This window comes from Polaromonas sp., from assembly GCF_013817205.1.
Classification (GTDB): Bacteria; Pseudomonadota; Gammaproteobacteria; order Burkholderiales; family Burkholderiaceae_C; genus Polaromonas.
This window is the reverse complement of record NZ_JACDDD010000003.1, coordinates 44,848-63,891: the sequence shown is the minus strand read 5'-3', so window position 1 is coordinate 63,891 and position 19,044 is coordinate 44,848. Positions and strand designations below refer to the sequence as shown.

14 protein-coding genes are annotated in these 19,044 nt (G+C 62.3%); 9 read left to right on the top strand and 5 right to left on the bottom strand.

What is annotated here, in order from left to right:
* Positions 1-73 precede the first annotated feature (73 nt).
* Both H0W47_RS01320 and H0W47_RS01315 read right to left on the bottom strand, forming a co-directional pair.
* A complete protein-coding gene (locus H0W47_RS01320) occupies positions 74-1,258 on the bottom strand; it encodes a branched-chain amino acid ABC transporter substrate-binding protein (RefSeq protein WP_296919688.1) in 1,185 nt (394 codons plus the stop codon).
* A 325-nt stretch (positions 1,259-1,583) separates the two neighbouring features.
* On the bottom strand, positions 1,584-3,212 hold the full coding sequence (locus H0W47_RS01315) for a 3-(methylthio)propionyl-CoA ligase (RefSeq protein ID WP_296919632.1): 1,629 nt from the start codon (positions 3,210-3,212) through the stop codon (positions 1,584-1,586).
* A gap of 234 nt (positions 3,213-3,446) precedes the next feature.
* Here H0W47_RS01315 and H0W47_RS01310 point away from each other — a divergent pair, with 234 nt between their 5' ends.
* From H0W47_RS01310 to H0W47_RS01285, 6 genes are all read left to right on the top strand, one after another.
* Positions 3,447-4,175: a Crp/Fnr family transcriptional regulator gene (locus H0W47_RS01310; RefSeq protein WP_296919630.1), complete on the top strand. Its 729-nt coding sequence runs from the start codon at positions 3,447-3,449 to the stop codon at positions 4,173-4,175.
* 43 nt (positions 4,176-4,218) lie between these two features.
* A complete protein-coding gene (locus H0W47_RS01305; RefSeq protein ID WP_296919628.1) occupies positions 4,219-5,697 on the top strand; it encodes a YdiU family protein in 1,479 nt (492 codons plus the stop codon).
* A 32-nt stretch (positions 5,698-5,729) separates the two neighbouring features.
* Complete coding sequence (msrB, locus tag H0W47_RS01300; protein WP_296919626.1) at positions 5,730-6,137, top strand: peptide-methionine (R)-S-oxide reductase MsrB; 408 nt, start codon at positions 5,730-5,732, stop codon at positions 6,135-6,137.
* 79 nt (positions 6,138-6,216) lie between these two features.
* On the top strand, positions 6,217-6,831 hold the full coding sequence (locus tag H0W47_RS01295; protein WP_296919624.1) for a septation protein A: 615 nt from the start codon (positions 6,217-6,219) through the stop codon (positions 6,829-6,831).
* A gap of 3 nt (positions 6,832-6,834) precedes the next feature.
* Positions 6,835-7,125: a BolA family transcriptional regulator gene (locus H0W47_RS01290; RefSeq protein ID WP_296919622.1), complete on the top strand. Its 291-nt coding sequence runs from the start codon at positions 6,835-6,837 to the stop codon at positions 7,123-7,125.
* Positions 7,126-7,180: 55 nt separating this feature from the next.
* Positions 7,181-7,966: a peptidylprolyl isomerase gene (locus H0W47_RS01285; protein WP_296919620.1), complete on the top strand. Its 786-nt coding sequence runs from the start codon at positions 7,181-7,183 to the stop codon at positions 7,964-7,966.
* A 68-nt stretch (positions 7,967-8,034) separates the two neighbouring features.
* Here the strand turns inward: H0W47_RS01285 and H0W47_RS01280 are convergent, their stop codons facing one another.
* The gene (locus H0W47_RS01280) at positions 8,035-10,440 is read right to left on the bottom strand and encodes a catalase (protein ID WP_296919618.1); all 2,406 of its coding nucleotides are present in this window, start codon (positions 10,438-10,440) and stop codon (positions 8,035-8,037) included.
* A gap of 150 nt (positions 10,441-10,590) precedes the next feature.
* Between H0W47_RS01280 and H0W47_RS01275 the strand changes: the two genes are divergently transcribed.
* Entirely contained in the window at positions 10,591-10,728 is a 138-nt protein-coding gene (locus tag H0W47_RS01275) for a hypothetical protein (RefSeq protein ID WP_296919616.1), read from the top strand.
* 87 nt (positions 10,729-10,815) lie between these two features.
* On the opposite strand, the gene H0W47_RS01270 is transcribed toward H0W47_RS01275, so the two are convergent.
* Both H0W47_RS01270 and purL read right to left on the bottom strand, forming a co-directional pair.
* Positions 10,816-11,121, bottom strand: coding sequence for a hypothetical protein (locus H0W47_RS01270; RefSeq protein ID WP_296919613.1), 306 nt, complete (start codon positions 11,119-11,121; stop codon positions 10,816-10,818).
* A gap of 3 nt (positions 11,122-11,124) precedes the next feature.
* Positions 11,125-15,174 carry a phosphoribosylformylglycinamidine synthase gene (gene purL / locus H0W47_RS01265; RefSeq protein WP_296919611.1) on the bottom strand — a complete coding sequence of 1,350 codons (4,050 nt, stop codon included), beginning with the start codon at positions 15,172-15,174 and terminating at the stop codon, positions 11,125-11,127.
* Between the two features lie 114 nt (positions 15,175-15,288).
* Here purL and map point away from each other — a divergent pair, with 114 nt between their 5' ends.
* Together map and H0W47_RS01255 are read left to right on the top strand one after the other, a co-directional pair.
* On the top strand, positions 15,289-16,143 hold the full coding sequence (map, locus tag H0W47_RS01260; protein WP_296919609.1) for a type I methionyl aminopeptidase: 855 nt from the start codon (positions 15,289-15,291) through the stop codon (positions 16,141-16,143).
* A gap of 48 nt (positions 16,144-16,191) precedes the next feature.
* Positions 16,192-19,020: a bifunctional uridylyltransferase/uridylyl-removing protein GlnD gene (locus H0W47_RS01255; protein ID WP_296919607.1), complete on the top strand. Its 2,829-nt coding sequence runs from the start codon at positions 16,192-16,194 to the stop codon at positions 19,018-19,020.
* Positions 19,021-19,044: the final 24 nt, after the last annotated feature.

Below are 19,044 nucleotides of genomic sequence, written 5' to 3'. Positions count from 1 at the left end.
GACCTTCCTCGTCGATAAAAATAAAAAAGCCCGATACGGCAACCCGCACGGGCTCTGTTTCAAGCGTTGTTGATTACGGACGCTTCATCTGGCAGCTGGTGGGCGTGCTGGACACGTAGTTCGGGTATTCCGCGACCGGTGCCAGCGTCATGCCGGTTTTCTCGGGGCTGTAGGGGTACTTGCCCTCGGCCTTTTGCCACACCGACATGTACAGCGGTTGCTGCAGCTGGTGGTCAGTCTTGCGCATTTCCACCTCGCCGTTGAAGCTCTGCACACGCAAACCTTCCATGGCTGCCGCCACTTTGACCGGATCGGTGGATTTCGCCTTGGCCATTGCCGCGCCAAGCATTTCAAAGATGCGGATGGTCGAGCCGGTGTAGAAGTCGTCGTTGTACTTGGTGTTGAACTCCTTCATCCACGTATCCATCTGCCCACCCATGTTGTAGTGGTTGTAGGCGATCTGGTAAACACGCCCGGCGCCGTTTTGGCCCAGCGCTGTTGGCGTGCCTGTGACACCCGCGTAGTAAGTAAAGAACTTTCCGTTGTAGCCGTTTTCATTGGCCGCCTTGATCAGCAGTGAGAGGTCAGAACCCCAGTTGCCAGTGATCACGGTGTCGGCGCCAGAAGCCTTGATCTTGGCAATGTAGGGGGCAAAGTCACGCGTTTGCGCCAGCGGGTGCAGGTCTTCGCCCACCACCTGAATGTCAGGCCGCTTGCGCGCCAGCGATTCCTTGCCGAACTTGACGACCTGGTGTCCGTGCGAGTAGTTCTGGTTCAGAAAATAAACTTTCTTGATGTCTGGCTGGCTAGCCATGAAGCTGGACATGGCTTCCATCTTCATGGAAGTGTCGGCATCAAAGCGGAAGTGCCAGTAGCTGCACTTGCTGTTCGTCAGGTCCGGATCCACGGCCGAATCATTGAGGTACAAAACCTCCTTGCCGGGGTTGCGGGCATTGTGCTTTTCCACCGCGTCGGACAATGCCAGCGCAACTGAGGAGCCGTTGCCCTGAATGATGTAGCGCGCGCCCTGGTCAATGGCCGCTTTCAGCGCGTTCAGGCTTTCTGCGGGGCTGAGCTTGTTGTCAATGGTCGAGAACTCGAATTTCACGCCGGCAGGGTTGCCGGTGCCGCTGTATTTTTCGGCAAAAAACTGGTAACCCTTGGTCTGGGCGACGCCCACCGGCCCCAACAATCCGGTCAAGGGATCAATCCTGACCAGCTTGACAGTTTCACCCTTGAGTGGCCCGGCCGGGTACATGGGGGCGCCGGCCGCCTTGGCGGGAGCGGCTTTGGCCGCAGGTGCCGCCTTGGCCGCTGGCGTTGCCGGCTTTGCTGGCGCAGCGGGCTGCGCAAAAACGGTACCAGCGCATGTAAAAGCAGCGGCCAGTGCGAGGTGTCTGATCCTGAAAGTCATCGATGTCTCCTAAGTAATCACAATCAAACGAGCGTACAAGTTTTGTGCAGTGCAGCGATAAGGGATTGCCCCTAAGCATCCTGGTTTCTATCGCCGAGGCGACAGCTGCGCCACCACAGCCGAAAGATCCCGTTCTGCACCGCAGCAGTGCACGCCGCGAGGCATGGCCTCAGATGGAGGGCAGCTGATAGTCCTTCAGTTGTTCGCGCAAGCGGGTTTTCAGCATTTTTCCGGTGGCGCCTAGCGGAATCGCATCGACAAACACCACGTCATCGGGGATCTGCCACTTGGCGGTTTTGCCTTCGTAAAACTGAAGCAATTCCTCGCGGCTGACTTCAGCACCCGGTTTTTTCACCACGGCAATGATGGGGCGTTCGTCCCACTTCGGATGCCGCACGCCGATACAGGCCGCCATGGCCACGGCCGGATGCGCCACCGCAATGTTTTCAATGTCGATGGAACTGATCCACTCTCCGCCGGACTTGATCACGTCTTTGCTTCGATCAGTGATCTGCATGTAGCCGTCCGCGTCAATGGTTGCGACGTCGCCCGTCGGAAACCAGCCGTCCACCAGCGGGTTGCCGCCCTCGCCCTTGAAATACTCGGCCACTATCCAGGGCCCCTTGACGTAAAGGTCACCAAAAGCCTTGCCGTCCCAGGCGATTTCCTTGCCTTCGGTGTCGACAATTTTCATGTCTACACCGTAGATCGCGCGCCCCTGCTTCAGGCGGATCTTCATCTGTTCGTCTTTGGACATGTCCAGATGCTTGTTCTTGAGGGTACACAAGGTGCCCAGCGGTGACATTTCGGTCATGCCCCAAGCGTGCAGCACCTCGACGCCATAGTCTTCCTGGAAGGCGTGGATCATGGCCGGCGGGCAGGCCGAACCGCCAATGACCGTGCGCTTGAGGGTGGAAAACTTCAGTCCGGCCGGCTTCATGTGGCCCAGCATCATCTGCCAGACCGTCGGCACGCCTGCGGCATAAGTCACTTTTTCGTTCTCGATCAGCTCGTAGACGGACTTGCCGTCCAGACCCGGACCCGGAAACACCAGCTTGGCACCCGTCAGCGCGGCTGAATACGGAATGCCCCAGGCATTGACATGGAACATGGGCACCACAGGAAGGATGGAGTCACGTGCGCTCAGGGCCATCACGTCGGGTAGCGCGGCAGCGTAGGCATGCAGGATGGTCGAGCGGTGGCTGTACAGCGCCGCCTTGGGGTTGCCGGTGGTGCCGCTGGTGTAACACATGCTGGACGCCGAATTTTCGTCGAAGCAGGGCCACTTGTATTCGGGCGAATGCGGGGCAATCCAGGCCTCGTAGCTACTCAGGTTGGGGATACCACTGTCTGCCGGCAGCTTGTCCGCGTCACACAACGCAATGTAATGCTTGATAGTCGTGCATTTCGCATGGAAGGCCTGAACCAGCGGCAAAAAGGACATGTCAAAAAACAGCACCTGGTCTTCCGCGTGATTGGCAATCCAGGACACCAGGTCTGGGTGCAAGCGCGGATTCAGCGTGTGCAGCACCCGGCCCGACCCACTCACGCCGAAATACAGCTCGAGGTGCCGGTAGCCGTTCCAGGCCAGTGTTGCCACGCGGTCGCTGAACGCCAGCTTGAGCGCGTCCAGGGCGCTCGCCACCTGGCGCGCGCGGCGCGCCAGGTCACGGTAGGTATAGCGGTGAATATCGCCCTCCACACGGCGCGAAACAATTTCTGCATCGCCGTGGTGGCGTTCCGCAAAATCAATCAGCGATGAAATCAGCAGCGGCTGGCCTTGCATCAATCCCAACATGGTCTCGTTTCCTTTTTATAGATAAAAATCGCGGTCCTCGCGACAGGCTTCGTGCTTCGCATGGTAACGCCCGCATCCTTGCTTTCGACCTGATGAATCCTTGGATCCGCGCTGTCCAGTCATGGACTGTGAAGCCGTAGCCACCTCCCGGCAAGGGATGTCTTCGTCCCGACAGTTTCTAGGTACAAACCCGGGCTACGTGTTGCCAACCAACGGCCGCGAGACAATCGGCTCATGTCCCTTGAACCAGCCGCCCTACCCCACCATCGCTTTCTGCGCGGCCAACCCTGGTTTGGGACCCTGAGCGATGACAGCAAAGCGGCGCTGCTGGAGCGCAGCCTCACGCTGGCGGGCCGAAAAGGTGAGGTGATGCTGGCCGCGGGCGCGCCCGTCCAGGGCTGGTACGCCGTGTTGTCCGGTCTGGTCAAGCTGCAAAGCACTTCCTCCGAAGGCCGCGTGTCGGCCTTTCTCGGCGTGCCGGACGGTGAATGGTTTGGTGAAGGCTCGGTGCTAAAAACCGAAGCACGGCGTTACGACGTGATTGCATTGCGCGAGACGGTGCTGCTGTGCCTGCCACGAACCGAGTTCGACAAGCTGTTGGCGGATTGCCTGCCCTTCAACCACTTTCTGGTGGCGCACCTGAACCGCCGTCTGGGCCAGGCCATGACCATCATCGAGGCCGGGCGGCTGCGCTCACCCGGGCAGCGCGTCGCCCTGTACCTGAGCCGCGTGTTCTGGCAGGGGCGGCGGCGGCTGGTGCTGTCACAGGAAGAACTGGGCCATTTGGCCGGGCTGTCGCGGCAGACGGTCAACCGGGCCCTCAAGTCGATGGAACAGCGGGGCCTGGTGTCGCTGGAGTTCGGGCGGGTTGCCATGCTCGATGAGCAGGCGCTGGCAGCTTATGCCACCCGACCCAGTGGGGCGCCGGACCAGCCTTCTGCGACCGCCGGTCAGGACCTTTAACCCCGCAGGCACGGGGCTGTTTGGCTGCGGGGACAATCAGCGCATGAATGCAGTCATTACAGATCCCGCTGCGGCCATTCCGGGCCTCACCTGGAACAACCGCTTCGCCACGCTGGGGCCTGACTTTTTTACCGAACTCCGGCCCACACCGCTGCCATCGCCTTACTGGGTTGGTCGCAACCAGGCGGTGGCGCGCGAACTCGGGCTGCAAGAGCAGTGGTTCGCATCCCAGGAGTCACTGGACTTGTTCACCGGCAATGTGCTGGCCCAGGGCTCGCAGCCGCTGGCCAGCGTGTACAGCGGCCACCAGTTCGGCCAATGGGCCGGACAGCTCGGCGATGGCCGCGCGATCCTGCTGGGGGAACTGCAAACCGCTGCCGGACCGCAGGAGATCCAGCTCAAGGGCGCCGGCCTCACACCCTACTCGCGCATGGGCGACGGGCGCGCGGTGCTGCGCAGTTCGATCCGCGAATACCTGTGCTCCGAGGCCATGCACGGGCTGGGCATCCCGACCACCCGTGCGCTGTGCATCACCGGATCCGATGCGAGGGTGCGCCGTGAGGAAGTTGAAACCGCCGCCGTGGTCACGCGCATGGCGCCCAGCTTCATCCGCTTCGGCCATTTCGAACACTTCAGCTACAGCGACCAGCACGAGCAGCTCAAAATTCTGGCCGACTTCGTGATCGACAACTTCTATCCCGAGTGCCGGGATGCCGCGCAGCCTTATGCCGAGCTGCTACAGGCCGTCAGCGAACGAACTGCGCACATGGTCGCGGCGTGGCAGGCCGTCGGCTTTTGCCACGGTGTCATGAACACCGACAACATGAGCATTCTGGGCCTGACCATTGATTACGGCCCGTTCCAGTTCTTGGACGCCTTCGACCCCGGACACATCTGCAACCACTCCGACACCCAGGGTCGTTACGCCTACAACAAGCAGCCCAACATCGCCTACTGGAACCTGTTCTGCCTAGGCCAGGCGCTGCTGCCCTTGATGGACACACAGGAGCAGGCGCTGGCCGCCCTGGAGTCTTACAAGACCGTCTTTCCAGAGAAACTGGAGGGCCGGATGCGTGCCAAGCTGGGTCTGCCGGACAGCCGGCCCGAGGACAAAGCACTGATTGAAGGCATCTTCAAGCTGCTGGCCGCCGACAGGGTGGACTACACCATTTTCTGGCGCCGCCTGAGCGGCCTTGCGGCCGGCGGCCCCCCCGAGGCCGTGCGAGACCTGTTCCTGGACCGACAGGGGTTCGACACCTGGTTGCTACAGTATTCGGAGCGCGCGGCTCCCGTGGATCAAGGGCTGAGGGCCGATTTTATGCTTGAATCCAATCCGAAATACGTGCTCCGCAACCATTTGGGCGAACAAGCCATACGCGCGGCGAAACTTCAGGACTTTTCCGGGGTCGATACCTTGCTGAAGTTGCTGCAAGCCCCATTTGGGGAACATCCGGATCACGAGGCTTTTGCCGGCTTCCCGCCAGACTGGGCGTCCTCCATTGAAATCAGCTGCAGTTCGTAAGCAGGAATAATGACCATCACCAAAGGTAATTCATGACCGCAAAAATCCAGAAAACCGACGCCGAGTGGAAGGCTGTGCTGGCGGAAAAAGGCGCCGAGCGCGGCGCTTTTGAAGTCACCCGCCACGCGGCAACGGAGCGCCCCTTCACTGGCAAGTACGAGGCGGTTTGGGACGACGGCAGTTACCACTGCATCTGTTGCGGCAACTTGCTGTTTGATGCCAGCACCAAGTTCGATGCCGGATGCGGCTGGCCCAGTTTTTCCGAAGCCGTGCCTGGTTCCATCACCGACATTGTTGACCGCAGCCACGGCATGACACGCACTGAAACCGTTTGCAGCCAGTGCGGTGCACATCTGGGGCACGTCTTTCCTGATGGACCCACTGATACCAGTCTGCGCTACTGCATGAACTCCGCCTCCCTGGACTTCCAGAAAGCATGAAGCTGCGCTCAATGCTTCCCATTTGTGCAAGCTGGCGCCGCGGAACCGGCGGAACACGGGGGCCTGAGATAATCAGATCATGAAAATTCTCTTCGACTTCCTCCCCATCATCCTGTTCTTCGGCATGTTCAAGTACGCCGAAGGCAACACCGAATGGGCGGCACGCACCGCCACCGAGTGGCTCGGTTTCATGGTGTCAGGCGGCGTGGTCGGCACTGCCGAAGCGCCGGTGCTGCTGGCCACGGTGGTGGTGATCCTGGCCACGCTGGCGCAAATCCTTTGGCTGGTGGCTCGCGGCCGCAAGATCGACACCATGCTGTGGGTCAGCCTCGGCCTTGTCACTCTGCTCGGTGGCGCCACCATCTACTTTCACAGCGAAGCGTTCATCAAATGGAAGCCCACGGTGCTGTATTGGGTCATGGGCGGCGCGTTGCTGGTTGGTCAGCTGTTGTTCAAGAAAAACGGCATACAGAAGCTCATGGGCGCGCAGTTGAGTCTGCCTGACGATATCTGGCGCAAGGTCAACTACAGCTGGATCGCTTTCTTTGCGGTCATGGGTGTCCTCAATCTCTGGGTGGCCTACAGCTTTTCGACGGCAACCTGGGTCAACTTCAAGCTGTTTGGTGGGATGGGCCTGATGCTGGTGTTCGTGATGGCGCAGACGGTCTTCCTGAACAAACACGTCAAGGCTTGAGCCATGTCTCTGCCGATCGCGCCGCAACCGGTTCACGCAATTCGCATTGAGCAACAATTGCGCGATCGCCTGGCGCCGACATTCCTGGAAGTTGTGGACGAAAGTGCTGCGCATGCAGGGCATTCCGGCGCGAATGCAGATGGTTTTGGCAGTCATTTCCGCGTTCGCATTTCCAGCCCGGTCTTTACCGGCAAAGCCCGCGTGGCGCGCCACCGGCTTGTGTATGATGCACTGCAAAATTTCATTGATCAGGGCCTGCATGCGCTGGCCATTGAAATCATCGAAACACCCTGATTTGTTGCCCCGGTAGCCCAGGCGCGATGAATGACCCGATTACCCAAGGAAACCCATGAAAAAGCACTTTTTATTTGCCGGCGCCCTGAGCGCCCTGATGACGGTCGGCGCAGGCAGCGCCTTCGCGCAGAACGTCGCCATCGTCAACGGCAAGCCCGTACCCAAGGCACGCGTGGACGCGCTGGCGCTGCAGCTGGCGCGCTCCGGCCGGCCGGTCACACCCGAGATGCAGGGTCAAATCCGCGAAGAAGTGATTGCACGAGAAGTCTTTATGCAGGAAGCAGAGAAGTTGGGCCTGTCGTCTACCGATGACTTCAAGGTTCAGATGGAACTGGCGCGCCAGGCCATCCTGATTCGCGAACTGTTCGCCGATTACCAGAAGAAAAACCCGGTCACCGACGCCGCCCTCAAGGGCGAGTACGACAAGTTCGTGGCGACCAATGGCGGCAAGGAATACAAGGCGCGTCATATCCTGGTGGAAAAGGAAGACGAAGCCAAGGCCATCATTGCCAGCCTGAAAAAAGGCGGCAAGTTTGAAGACATCGCCAAGAAGCAGTCCAAGGACCCCGGATCCGGCGCCAACGGTGGCGACCTGGACTGGGCCAATCCGGGCAGCTATGTGCCCGAATTTTCAGCAGCCCTGGCCAAACTCAACAAGGGCCAGCTCAGCGACACCCCGGTCAAAACCCAGTTCGGCTACCACGTGATCCGCGTCGATGACATCCGCACCGCCAAGCTGCCGCCCTTCGAAGAGCTCAAGCCGCAAATCACGCAGCAGATGCAGCAGCAAAAACTGGCCGCTTTCCAGCAGGGCCTGCGCGACAAGGCCAAGGTGGAATAAGCCAACCCTGCACGCACCGTCGGCAAAAAAAACGGCCCTTGGGCCGTTTTTTCATGCGCGCGCGGAAGTCACACCCGGGGCGGGTCGGTCTCGCGTTCAGCGTGACGCGGGCCGCCCACGGCCTTGATGAAAGCATCCAGCGCCTGCGCCGCGTCACCGCCCGAGAACATCAGGCCCGGGTCAGACCGGCCATCCGGCAGTTCTGCTGGCACGCCGGCCTTGGCGATCAAGGCTTTCGCCGCGCCCAGCACCAGAATGGTCTTGCCATGCCGGTACTGGTCCTTGATGAACTCCATGGTGTGACCGTCGCTGGCCAGGGCGGTGACAGCCGCCTCGCCATCGGGAAGCACCAGGGCGTCGAACAGGAAACCTGGCTCATTTTCCAGCGAAGCATCGGCGTCGAGCATGTCGCCCTCGTGCGTGGGCAAAGGCCCGATGCGCGGACCCACCAGACGCCCGACCGCGCCCTGGGCAAGCAAAGCCCCTTGCACGGCGGCCACCGATGCACCAATCACGCCTGGTGCGACCAGAATCGCAACCTTGCGCCCCTTGGGCGAACCATCACCAGGCCGGGCCATCAACGACAGCGTGGGTGACTTCGTGACTTCGGCCCGCTCTGGCTTGGCCAGCGCGCGTGGCATGGGTGCAGGCATGGGGTCCATGCCGAGCCCGTCTGCCACCTTGCGCGCGAGGTCTTCCGAAGCATTGCGCAGCGAAGCCACCATGCGCTCACGGATCGCGGGCACCGTGACCTTGCTGAGCTCGAAGCGGAAGGCCGCTGCGATGTGCGCCTGCTCGACAGGGGTCTGGCTCTCATAGAAGAGCGTGGCCTGGGTGTAGTGATCGGCAAACTTTTCAGGCTTGCCGCGGACTTTGCCCTGCTCCTCCTGGGCTCGCAAACCGGCGGCCACTGTCACAAAACCCTGCGCGGCCCCGGCCTGAAACGGGCAGCCACCGGCCAGCGAATTTGGCTCGTAGGCTACGCGGCCACGGTTGATGGCCTGGCGGTGCATGCCGTCGCGCTGGTTGTTGTGCACCGGCGCCACCGGCGCATTGATCGGAATTTCATGGAAGTTCGGGCCACCCAGGCGGGATATCTGCGTATCCACATAGGAATGGATGCGTCCGGCCAGCAGCGGATCGTTGGAAAAGTCGACGCCGGGGACGACGTGCGCGGTGCAAAACGCCACCTGCTCGGTTTCGGCAAAGAAGTTGTCCGGGTTGCGATTGAGGACCATGCGCCCGACTTTCTGCACCGGCACCAGTTCTTCGGGAATGATCTTGGTCGCGTCCAGAATGTCAAAGCTGAATTTGTCAGCCTGCTCTTCAGTGAAGATTTGCAAGCCGAGCTCCCACTCGGGGAAAGCACCCGACTCGATACGCTCCCACAGGTCGCGCCGGTGAAAGTCCGGATCAGCGCCAGAGATCTTGACCGCCTCGTCCCAAACCAGCGAATGCGTGCCGTATTTCGGCTCCCAGTGAAACTTGACGAAGAAGGACTCACCGGCTTCGTTGACCAGGCGGAAGCTGTGCACGCCAAAACCCTGCATGGTGGCATAGCTGCGCGGGATGGCGCGGTCCGACATGGCCCACATCAGCATGTGGGTGGACTCCGGCATCAATGAAACAAAGTCCCAGAAGGTGTCATGCGCACTGGCCGCCTGCGGCATGGCGTGGTGCGGCTCGGGTTTGACGGCGTGCACCAGATCCGGAAATTTCATCGCGTCCTGGATGAAAAACACAGGCATGTTGTTGCCCACCAAATCCCAGTTGCCCTCGTCCGTATAAAACTTGACAGCGAAGCCGCGCACATCGCGTGCCGTGTCCTTGGAGCCGCGCTCACCGGCCACGGTGGAAAAGCGCACAAAAACTGGCGTGATCTTGCCGGCTTCCTTGAAGGGCGCCGCTTTGGTGTACTGGGGCAGCGGCTCGTAACACTCAAAATAGCCGTGAGCGCCAGAGCCACGCGCATGCACGATGCGTTCTGGAATGCGTTCATGGTCGAAATGCGTGAGTTTTTCGCGCAGGATGAAGTCTTCCAGCAGGGCCGGGCCGCGCAGGCCGAACTTCAACGAATTCTGGTTGTCGGCGATGGGCACACCCTGGTTGGTGGTGAGCACTTGGCCGCCGGAGTCGACGCGCACTCGGTCGAGCGGCTCGATAGTGGCGTTCAGGCCTTCCAGCGCAGTGCTGCCGGTTTTTTCAGTGCCGTTCTCTTCCGAAAGGGTGCTGCCAGTGGCCAGCCGCGACGGACTGTCCACGGTAGCCCCGCGCTGCGGTTCAAGGGCGTTGTGAAAGCCGTGTTCCAGCGGCTTGCTGACGTTGTAGGGCATGGCTTCGGCCAACGCCTGGACTTCCGCCATCTTGCGGGACGGCAGGTCGCTGGCGTCGAGGGGAGCGCCGCCGGCAGGGCCGCTATCGGTATTGCGGGTGGCAGCCTTGGCTGCGACATCGGCTTTGGGTTTTTTAGGCATCGGAGTTGGAGATTAGCGTGCGGCAAAATTACCAAGGCCCACGCTAGGAGGCTGCCCAAGGCCACCGTGTAGGACGCCGCCGATGTGCGGAGCGGGAATGGATGAAGCAGTCCGGAAAACACAAGCGCCCACCCGGTTGTCCAGCAGGCAATGGGCCTGCCAAAAGCTCGGAATCCGGGGCGTTACGTCATTGTTTTTGTCGAGGAGATGGAGGCCTGGGGCTTTGTGTCCGTGGTGCTGGCACGCCACCGGATCGAAGGTGCGGCGCAGGTACCGCCGGGGGGCTAGTCACCAGCGCTCATCTCTCTCAAGGAGCCAGGCGCGGCTCCAGCCAAGAAGTCCATACAGGGTCACTCCGACGCCGATCGCCGGCAACTAGTACAACAGCCTTTGCCTGCGCGGCGATTGACTCGCGAGCTCGAGGTAGTCGTTCAAAGACAGGTTCAAGCCGTGCGCCAGGAAAAAAGCCGCGAGCAGGCAAAACAGGCCCAGGCCTGTGATGGCCAGACAGGTACCGGCCTTCAGCAAATGTCGGTCGCCCCACAACCAGTCCCAGGCGAACACACCCCCACCCGCAAGCATGGCGACAGCCCACCATGAAAGGTTGCCCAGCCATGCGAGCAGTGCGATCAGACCATAGGGGACGACATAGGAAATACGCCGGACCGCATCCAAGGACAAGGCTTAGCCCACCCAGCGGCGCGCATTACGCCAGATCTCCATCCACGGGCTGGGTGCGCTCCGGTCCAGCGGCGTCCAGCTCATCTGGATATTGCGGAACACGCGTTCGGGGTGCGGCATCATCGCCGTGAAGCGGCCGTCTGCCGTGGTCACCGCCGTCAGGCCGCCGGCGCTGCCATTAGGGTTGGCCGGGTAGGCCTCCGTCGGCTGGCCGTGGTTGTCGGTGAAACGCATGGCAGCAATCGCTTTCGATGCGTCGCCGCGATGCGCGAAGTTGGCATAACCCTCGCCGTGCGCCACCGCAATCGGGAGGCGGTAGCCCGCCATACCGGCAAAAAACAGACTGGGTGAGTCCAGCACCTCGACCTGGCTCAGTCGGGCCTCGAAACGCTCGCTGCGGTTGGTGGTGAAACGCGGCCAGGCTTCGGCACCCGGAATGATGTCGGCCAGTTCGGCAAACATCTGGCAGCCGTTGCACACGCCCAGGCCGAAGGTATCGGCCCGCCCGAAGAAAGCCTGGAACTGCGCCGACAGTGCCGGGTTGAAGGTGATGGAGCGGGCCCAGCCGATGCCGGCACCCAGGGTGTCGCCATAGCTAAAACCGCCGCAGGCCACGACGCCAGTGAAATCAGCCAGTTGCGCGCGGCCGGTCTGCAGATCGGTCATGTGCACGTCAAAGGCTTCGAAACCAGCCTGGGTGAAGGCGTAAGCCATCTCCACATGCGAATTGACGCCCTGCTCGCGCAGGATGGCGACCCTGGGCCGGGACACCAGCAGCCCCGGAATTGCTACTGAATCAATAGCTGCCTGCGCAGGCGGGACGGGGGCTAGAGCCTGATTTGATGCCAAAACCACGTGCAGGCCCGGATCCAGCGGATCGCCGGCCGCAGCGTGTTCCTGGTCGGCGCAGGCCGGGTTGTCGCGCTGCTGGTTGATCTTCCAGCTCACGCTGTCCCAGACCTGGTGCAGATCCTGCAGCTTGGCGCTGAACACCGCTTTGGTATCGCGCCAGACCTGGACTTCGCCCTTGCCGACTTCCAGCGAGGCGTGTTGCGGCCGGGTCTTGCCAATGAAGTGGCTGAACTTCGACAGGCCATGATCTCGCAGCGTCTGCATGACCTCATTACGCACGGAGGTAGCGACCTGGATCACAGCGCCGATCTCCTCATTAAACAGCGCCTTGAGCGTCAGCTCCTCGCGGCGGGCGCTGACCTGCGACGCCCAGTTCTTGCTGTCGCCCGTGTCCATGCGGCTGTCAGAGATGCCGTCGCCTTCCAGCAGCAGCATGTCGATGTTGAGCGACACGCCCACATGGCCGGCAAACGCCATCTCGCAGACCGTGGCGAACAGGCCGCCGTCGCTGCGGTCGTGGTAGGCCAGCAGCCGGCCCTGCTGGCGCAAGTGGTTGACCGCGTTGACCAGGTTCACCAGGTCCTGCGGCTCGTCCAGGTCCGGCACCTCGCCGTCTTCCAGCTCCAGCGTCTGCGCCAGGATGGAGCCGCCCATGCGGTTTTTGCCCTTGCCCAGGTCAATCAGGATCAGCGTGCTGTCTGCTTCTTCGGCGTTGAGTTGTGGCGTCAGCGTGCCGCGTACGTCGGGCAGCGTCGCGAAGGCGCTGACGATCAGCGAGACCGGCGATGTGACTTTTTTGGAGGCGCCATCGTCCGTCCAGACGGTGCGCATGGACAGCGAATCCTTGCCGACCGGAATCGACACACCCAGCGCCGGGCACAGTTCCATGCCCACGGCTTTCACGGTTTCGTACAGCGCAGCGTCCTGCCCGGGTTCGCCGCAGGCCGCCATCCAGTTGGCCGACAGCTTGACGCGCGGCAGCTCAATCGGTGCAGCCAGCAGGTTGGTGATGGCCTCTGCCACCGCCATCCGGCCGGAAGCCGCCGCATTGACGGCCGCCAGCGGCGTGCGTTCGCCCATGCTCATGGCCTCGCCCGCAAAACCGGCGTAGTCGGCCAGCGTTACCGCGCAATCGGCCACCGGCACCTGCCAGGGACCGACCATCTGGTCGCGGTGCGTCAGGCCACCGACGGTACGGTCGCCGATGGTGATCAGGAAACGTTTGGACGCCACCGTCGGGTGGTTGAGCACGGCAATCGCGCTGGCCTGCAGGTCGACGCCGGTGAGGTTGATTGGCTTGATCTCGTGGCGAACCGTCTTCACGTCGCGCTGCATTTTTGGCGGCTTGCCCAGCAGGACATTCATCGGCATATCTACTGGAGATGCAGCATTCTTGTCTGACAGCACCAGCTGCTTCTCCTCGGTCGCGACCCCAATCACCGCAAACGGGCAACGCTCACGCTCGCAAAAGGCCTGAAACACCGGCATAGATTCAGGCGAAATCGCCATCACATAACGTTCCTGGCTTTCATTGCTCCAGATTTCCTTGGGCGACAGGCCGCTTTCCTCCAGCGGCACCGCGCGCAAGTCGAACCGTGCGCCGCGCCCGGCGTCGTTGACCAGCTCCGGGAAGGCGTTCGACAATCCGCCAGCGCCGACGTCGTGGATAGCCAGGATCGGGTTGCCGCTGCCGAGCTGGGCGCACTGGTTGATGACCTCCTGGGCGCGCCGCTCGATCTCGGGGTTGCCACGCTGCACCGAATCAAAGTCGAGCTGGGCCGCGTTGGTGCCCGAAGCCATGGAGCTGGCCGCGCTGCCACCCATGCCGATACGCATGCCGGGGCCGCCGAGCTGGATCAGCAAGGTGCCCGCCGGAAACAGAATCTTTTTGGTCAGCCGCGCATCGATGGTGCCGACGCCGCCGGCAATCATGATGGGCTTGTGGTACCCCCAGCGCTGGCCGCCCACCGTCTGTTCGTACTCGCGGAAGTAGCCCGCCAGGTTCGGACGGCCAAATTCGTTGTTGAAGGCAGCGCCGCCCAGCGGGCCCTCGGTCATGATCTGCAGCGGGCTGGCGATGTGGCCGGGCTTGCCGAAACTATCGTCGAAAAGGCGCGATACGGTGAAACCCGTCAGGCCGGCCTTGGGGCGAGAGCCTCGGCCGGTCGCGCCTTCGTCGCGGATCTCACCGCCCGCGCCGGTGGAGGCGCCGGGGAACGGCGATATCGCCGTCGGGTGGTTGTGCGTCTCGACCTTCATCAGCACATGGGTCAGCACATCGTCCGTTGCGCTATAATTTTGATAGCTGGTTGCGCCCGTCGGACGGGGGCTGGAGGCCGATTTGGCATAAAACTTTTGGACCGGCAGGCCTTCCATGACGGAGGCGTTGTCCGAGTACGCGACCACGGTGTGCTGCGGGTGCAGCTTCTCGGTGTTGCGGATCATGCCGAACAGGCTGATGCCCTGAGCCACACCGTCGATGGTGAAGTCGGCGTTGAAGATCTTGTGGCGGCAGTGTTCGCTGTTGGCCTGGGCAAACATCATCAGCTCGACGTCGGTCGGGTTGCGCTGCAGGCCGGTGAAGGCGTTCACCAGGTAATCGATTTCGTCGGCGGCCAGCGCCAGCCCGAATTCGCTATTGGCGGCTTCGAGCGCGGCCTTGCCACCGGCCAATACATCAATGGATTGCAGCGGCGCGCCCTGCAGTTCGGTGAACAGGCCGGCGGCCTGCGCCCGGTCGTCCATCACGCTTTCGGTCATGCGGTCATGCAGCAGCGCGGCGACCTGCCCGCGCTGGGCTTCACTGAGTGCACCCTTGCTGAAAAAGCCCGGTTTGAGGCTGGCGCGGTATTCGGTGATGCGTTCTATGCGTTTGACCGCCAGCCCGCAGTTGTGGGCAATGTCGGTGGCCTTGGAGGCCCAGGGCGAGACCGTGCCAAAACGCGGCGAGACGATGAACAACAGGCTGCCTTCGACCACCGGCGCGGCCGGTTCGCCGTAACTGAGCAGCGCGGCCAGACTGGCCCGGAGTTCCTCGCTGGGGGGGGCTTCGGTGGCCACCAGATGCACAAAACGCGCGCTGATCCCGCTGATGTCGGGTGTTATGGCATGCAGGCGGGGAAGCAGTTGCAGGGCGCGGAAGTCACTCAGGGCGCTGATACCGTGGGCATCGCCCTCGAAAGTCGTCAGGTGCAGGGTCACGGTGGCGGTGGCCTTGTGGTTGTCGGCGGCTGCCGGGGTGCTGGTTAACCCTGAATTTTATCAGCGATGGGCGCCCTTCCTGCCTCTGCGGGGTCCAGGTGGGATAATCGCGACATGAGTATTACGTACAAAGACGCAGCGGGTATCGAAGGCATGCGTGTCGCCTGCAAACTGGCGTCTGAGGTGCTGGACTACCTCACCCCCTTCGTGAAAGCCGGTGTCACCACGCGCGAGATCGACAAGCTGGCCAATGATTACATGGTCAATGTGCAGGGCACGGTATCTGCCACCCTGGGTTACCAGCCGCCCGGCTACCCGCCCTACCCGGCCTCGCTGTGCACCTCGCTCAACCACGTGGTCTGCCACGGAATCCCGAACGACAAGCCGCTGAAAAAGGGCGACATCATGAACATCGATGTCACTGTGATCACCAAGGACGGCTGGTACGGCGACAACAGCCGGATGTACATGATTGGCGACGTGTCGATTGCTGCCAAGCGTCTGTGCCGGGTCACCTTTGAAGCCATGTGGCAGGGCATCATGCGCGTCAAACCAGGCGTGCGGCTGGGCGACATCGGCCACGCCATCCAGACCTTTGCCGAAAAGCAGGGCTTCTCAGTGGTGCGCGAGTTTTGTGGCCACGGCATCGGCAAGCGCTTTCACGAAGAACCGCAGGTGTTGCATTACGGCCGTCCCGGCACACTGGAAGAACTCAAGCCCGGCATGACCTTCACCATCGAGCCCATGATCAACGCCGGCAAACGCGACATCAAGGACGGCCCTGAAAAAGACGGCTGGACCATTGTCACGCGCGACCATTCGCTGTCGGCCCAGTGGGAACACACGGTGCTGGTCACCCCGACCGGCTATGAGGTCCTGACCCTGTCCGCCGGCAGCCCGGCCACGCCGGACTTCGTGGCGGCTTACCCGGCCGCTTCCGCGCCGGCGGCGGCCGACGCTGCGGCCTGAGGCTACACGCCACTTCCCCGTCCGAAGATGCTCCCCGCGCAGCCCGCCATGACCGAAGCGGTCGCCCTGCGTGAACAGTATCGCGCTGGCAAAACTGCGTTGCTGGCCTCCCTGGCCGGCAGTGGCGCCTCCACCCGGGGCATCCACAGCCTGCTGCGGCGGCTCGCCCGGCATACCGATGCCACTTTGCGCCACATCTGGCAACGCGCTGACTTTCCGGTCGGTTGCGCGCTGGTGGCCGTTGGCGGTTTTGGCCGTGGCGAGCTGTTTCCCAACTCGGATGTGGACGTGCTGCTGCTGCTGCGCGACGACTCGCAGGTCGAAGGCAACCCGGCGCTGAAAAGCAAGATCGAGAATTTCATAGGCGCCTGCTGGGACAACGGGCTGGAGATTGGCTCCAGCGTGCGCACGGTGAAAGACTGTGCCGAAGAAGCCGCCAGGGACGTGACGGTGCAGACCTCGATGCTGGAGGCGCGCTTGATCGCTGGCTCCACCAAGATTTTTGCGGCCTTGATCGGCGAGCTGGACCGCGTGATGGACCCGCAGGCCTTTTTTGTGGCCAAGACCCTGGAGCTGCGCCAACGCCACAACAAGTTTGAAAACACGCCGTATGCGCTCGAGCCCAACTGCAAGGAGTCGCCGGGCGGCCTGCGCGACCTGCAGGTGGTGCTGTGGGTGGCCAAGGCCGCCGGCCTGGGCAAGACCTGGGACGAAGTGGCCCGCAACGGGCTGGCCACGGCTTTCGAGGTGCGCCAGATCAAGGCCAACGAAGGGCTGCTGAGCCTGATCCGCGCGCGCCTGCACCTGCTCTCGGGCCGGCGCGAAGATCGATTGGTGTTTGACCTGCAGACCGCCGTCGCCGAGTCGTTCGGTTATCGCAATGCCCCCACGCTCGGCACTGACGTGTCCTCGCTGCCCCCCGAGGGGGCTGTTTCGCCTAGGGGCGGCCCGTCGGCGAATCTCGCCCCCACGCTCGGCACTGGCGTGTCCTCGCTGCCCCCCGAGGGGGCTGTTTCGCCTAGGGGCGGCCCGTCGGCGAATCTCGCCCCCACGCTCGGCACTGACGTGTCCTCGCTGCCCCCCGAGGAGGCTGTTTCGCCTAGGGGCGGCCCGTCGGCGAAACGTCCCATGATTCGCGCCAGCGAAGCGCTGATGAAGCGGTATTACTGGGCTGCCAAAGCGGTGACCCAGCTCAACCAGATCCTGCTGCTCAACATCGAGGAGCGCATCCACCCGCAAACCGCGCCCATGCAGGTCGTCAATGAACGCTTCTTCGACAGGGGCGGCATGATCGAAGTGGCCAGCGACGAACTCTACCAGCGCGAGCCCCACGCCATCCTGGAAACTTTTTTACTGTTCCAGACCACGCCGGGCATCAAGGGTCTGTCAGCCCGCACCCTGCGCGCGCTCTACAACACCCGCGGCATCATGAATGCCGGTTTCCGGCGCGACCCGATCAACCGCAACACCTTCCGCCAGATCCTGCAGCAGCCCTCGGGCATCACCCACGCCATGCGGCTGATGAACCAGACCTCGGTGCTGGGGCGCTATTTGTGGGTGTTCCGCAAGATCGTCGGGCAGATGCAGCATGACTTGTTCCACGTTTACACGGTGGACCAACACATTCTGATGGTGCTGCGCAATGTGCGGCGATTTTTCATGGCCGAACATGCGCACGAATACCCGTCCTGCTCACAATTGGGCGCCGGCTGGGACAAGCCCTGGATTCTGTACATCGCCGCGCTGTTCCACGACATCGCCAAGGGGCGCGGCGGCGACCATTCCGTACTCGGCTGTCTGGACGTGCGGGTGTTTTGCCGCCAGCACGGCATTCCGGCCGAAGATGCCCGACTGATCGAGTTCCTGGTCGGCGAACACCTGACCATGAGCCGCATCGCGCAAAAGGAAGACCTGAGCGACCCTGAAGTCATTGGCGCTTTCGCCCGACGGGTCGGCAACGAGCGCTACCTGACGGCGCTCTACCTGCTGACGGTGGCCGACATTCGCGGCACCAGCCCCAAGGTCTGGAACGCCTGGAAAGGCAAGCTGCTGGAAGACCTGTACCGCTACACGCTGCGCGTGCTGGGCGGCCGCGCACCGGATGCCGACGCCGAGGTCGAGTCCCGCAAACGAGAGGCGCTGGCGATGCTGGCCCTGCACGCCGAGCCCTTCCAAGCGCACAAGGCCCTGTGGGACTCTCTGGACGTCAGCTATTTCATGCGCCACGAGGCCGGTGACATTGCTTGGCACGCGCGCCACCTGTCGCGCCACGTGGGCACCGCCAAATGCATCGTGCGGGCGCGCTGCTCGGCCGAAGGTGAAGGCATGCAGGTGCTGGTGTACACGCCCGACACGCCCGATCTGTTCGCCCGCATCTGCGGCTACTTCGAGAAAGCCGGCTTCAGCATTCTGGATGCCAAGGTACACACTGCCAAGCCCCACAAGGGCTCGCAAGGTTACGCGCTGGACACCTTCCAGGTCGTGAGCCCGACCTTGGCCGACCACTACCGGGAGCTGGTCGCGATGGTGGAGGCCGACCTGGATCGGGCGATTGAAGAAAATGGCCCGCTGCCGTCGCCCGGCAAGGGCCGGGTGTCGCGCCGGGTCAAGAGCTTTCCTGTCACGCCGCGCGTGGACCTGCGGCCGGACGAAAAAGGCCAGCGTTGGCTGCTCAGCGTATCCGCCAGCGACCGGGTCGGCCTGCTTTATTCCATCGCCCGGGTGCTGGCACACCACCGCATCAACCTTCAACTCGCCAAGGTCACCACTCTGGGGGAACGGGTGGAAGACACCTTTTTGATCGACGGTCCGGAGCTGCAGCAAAACAAGGCACAAATCGCCATCGAGACGGAAATTCTGGAAGCACTGGCGTCTTGATTACAAATTAATAAATACTTTCAA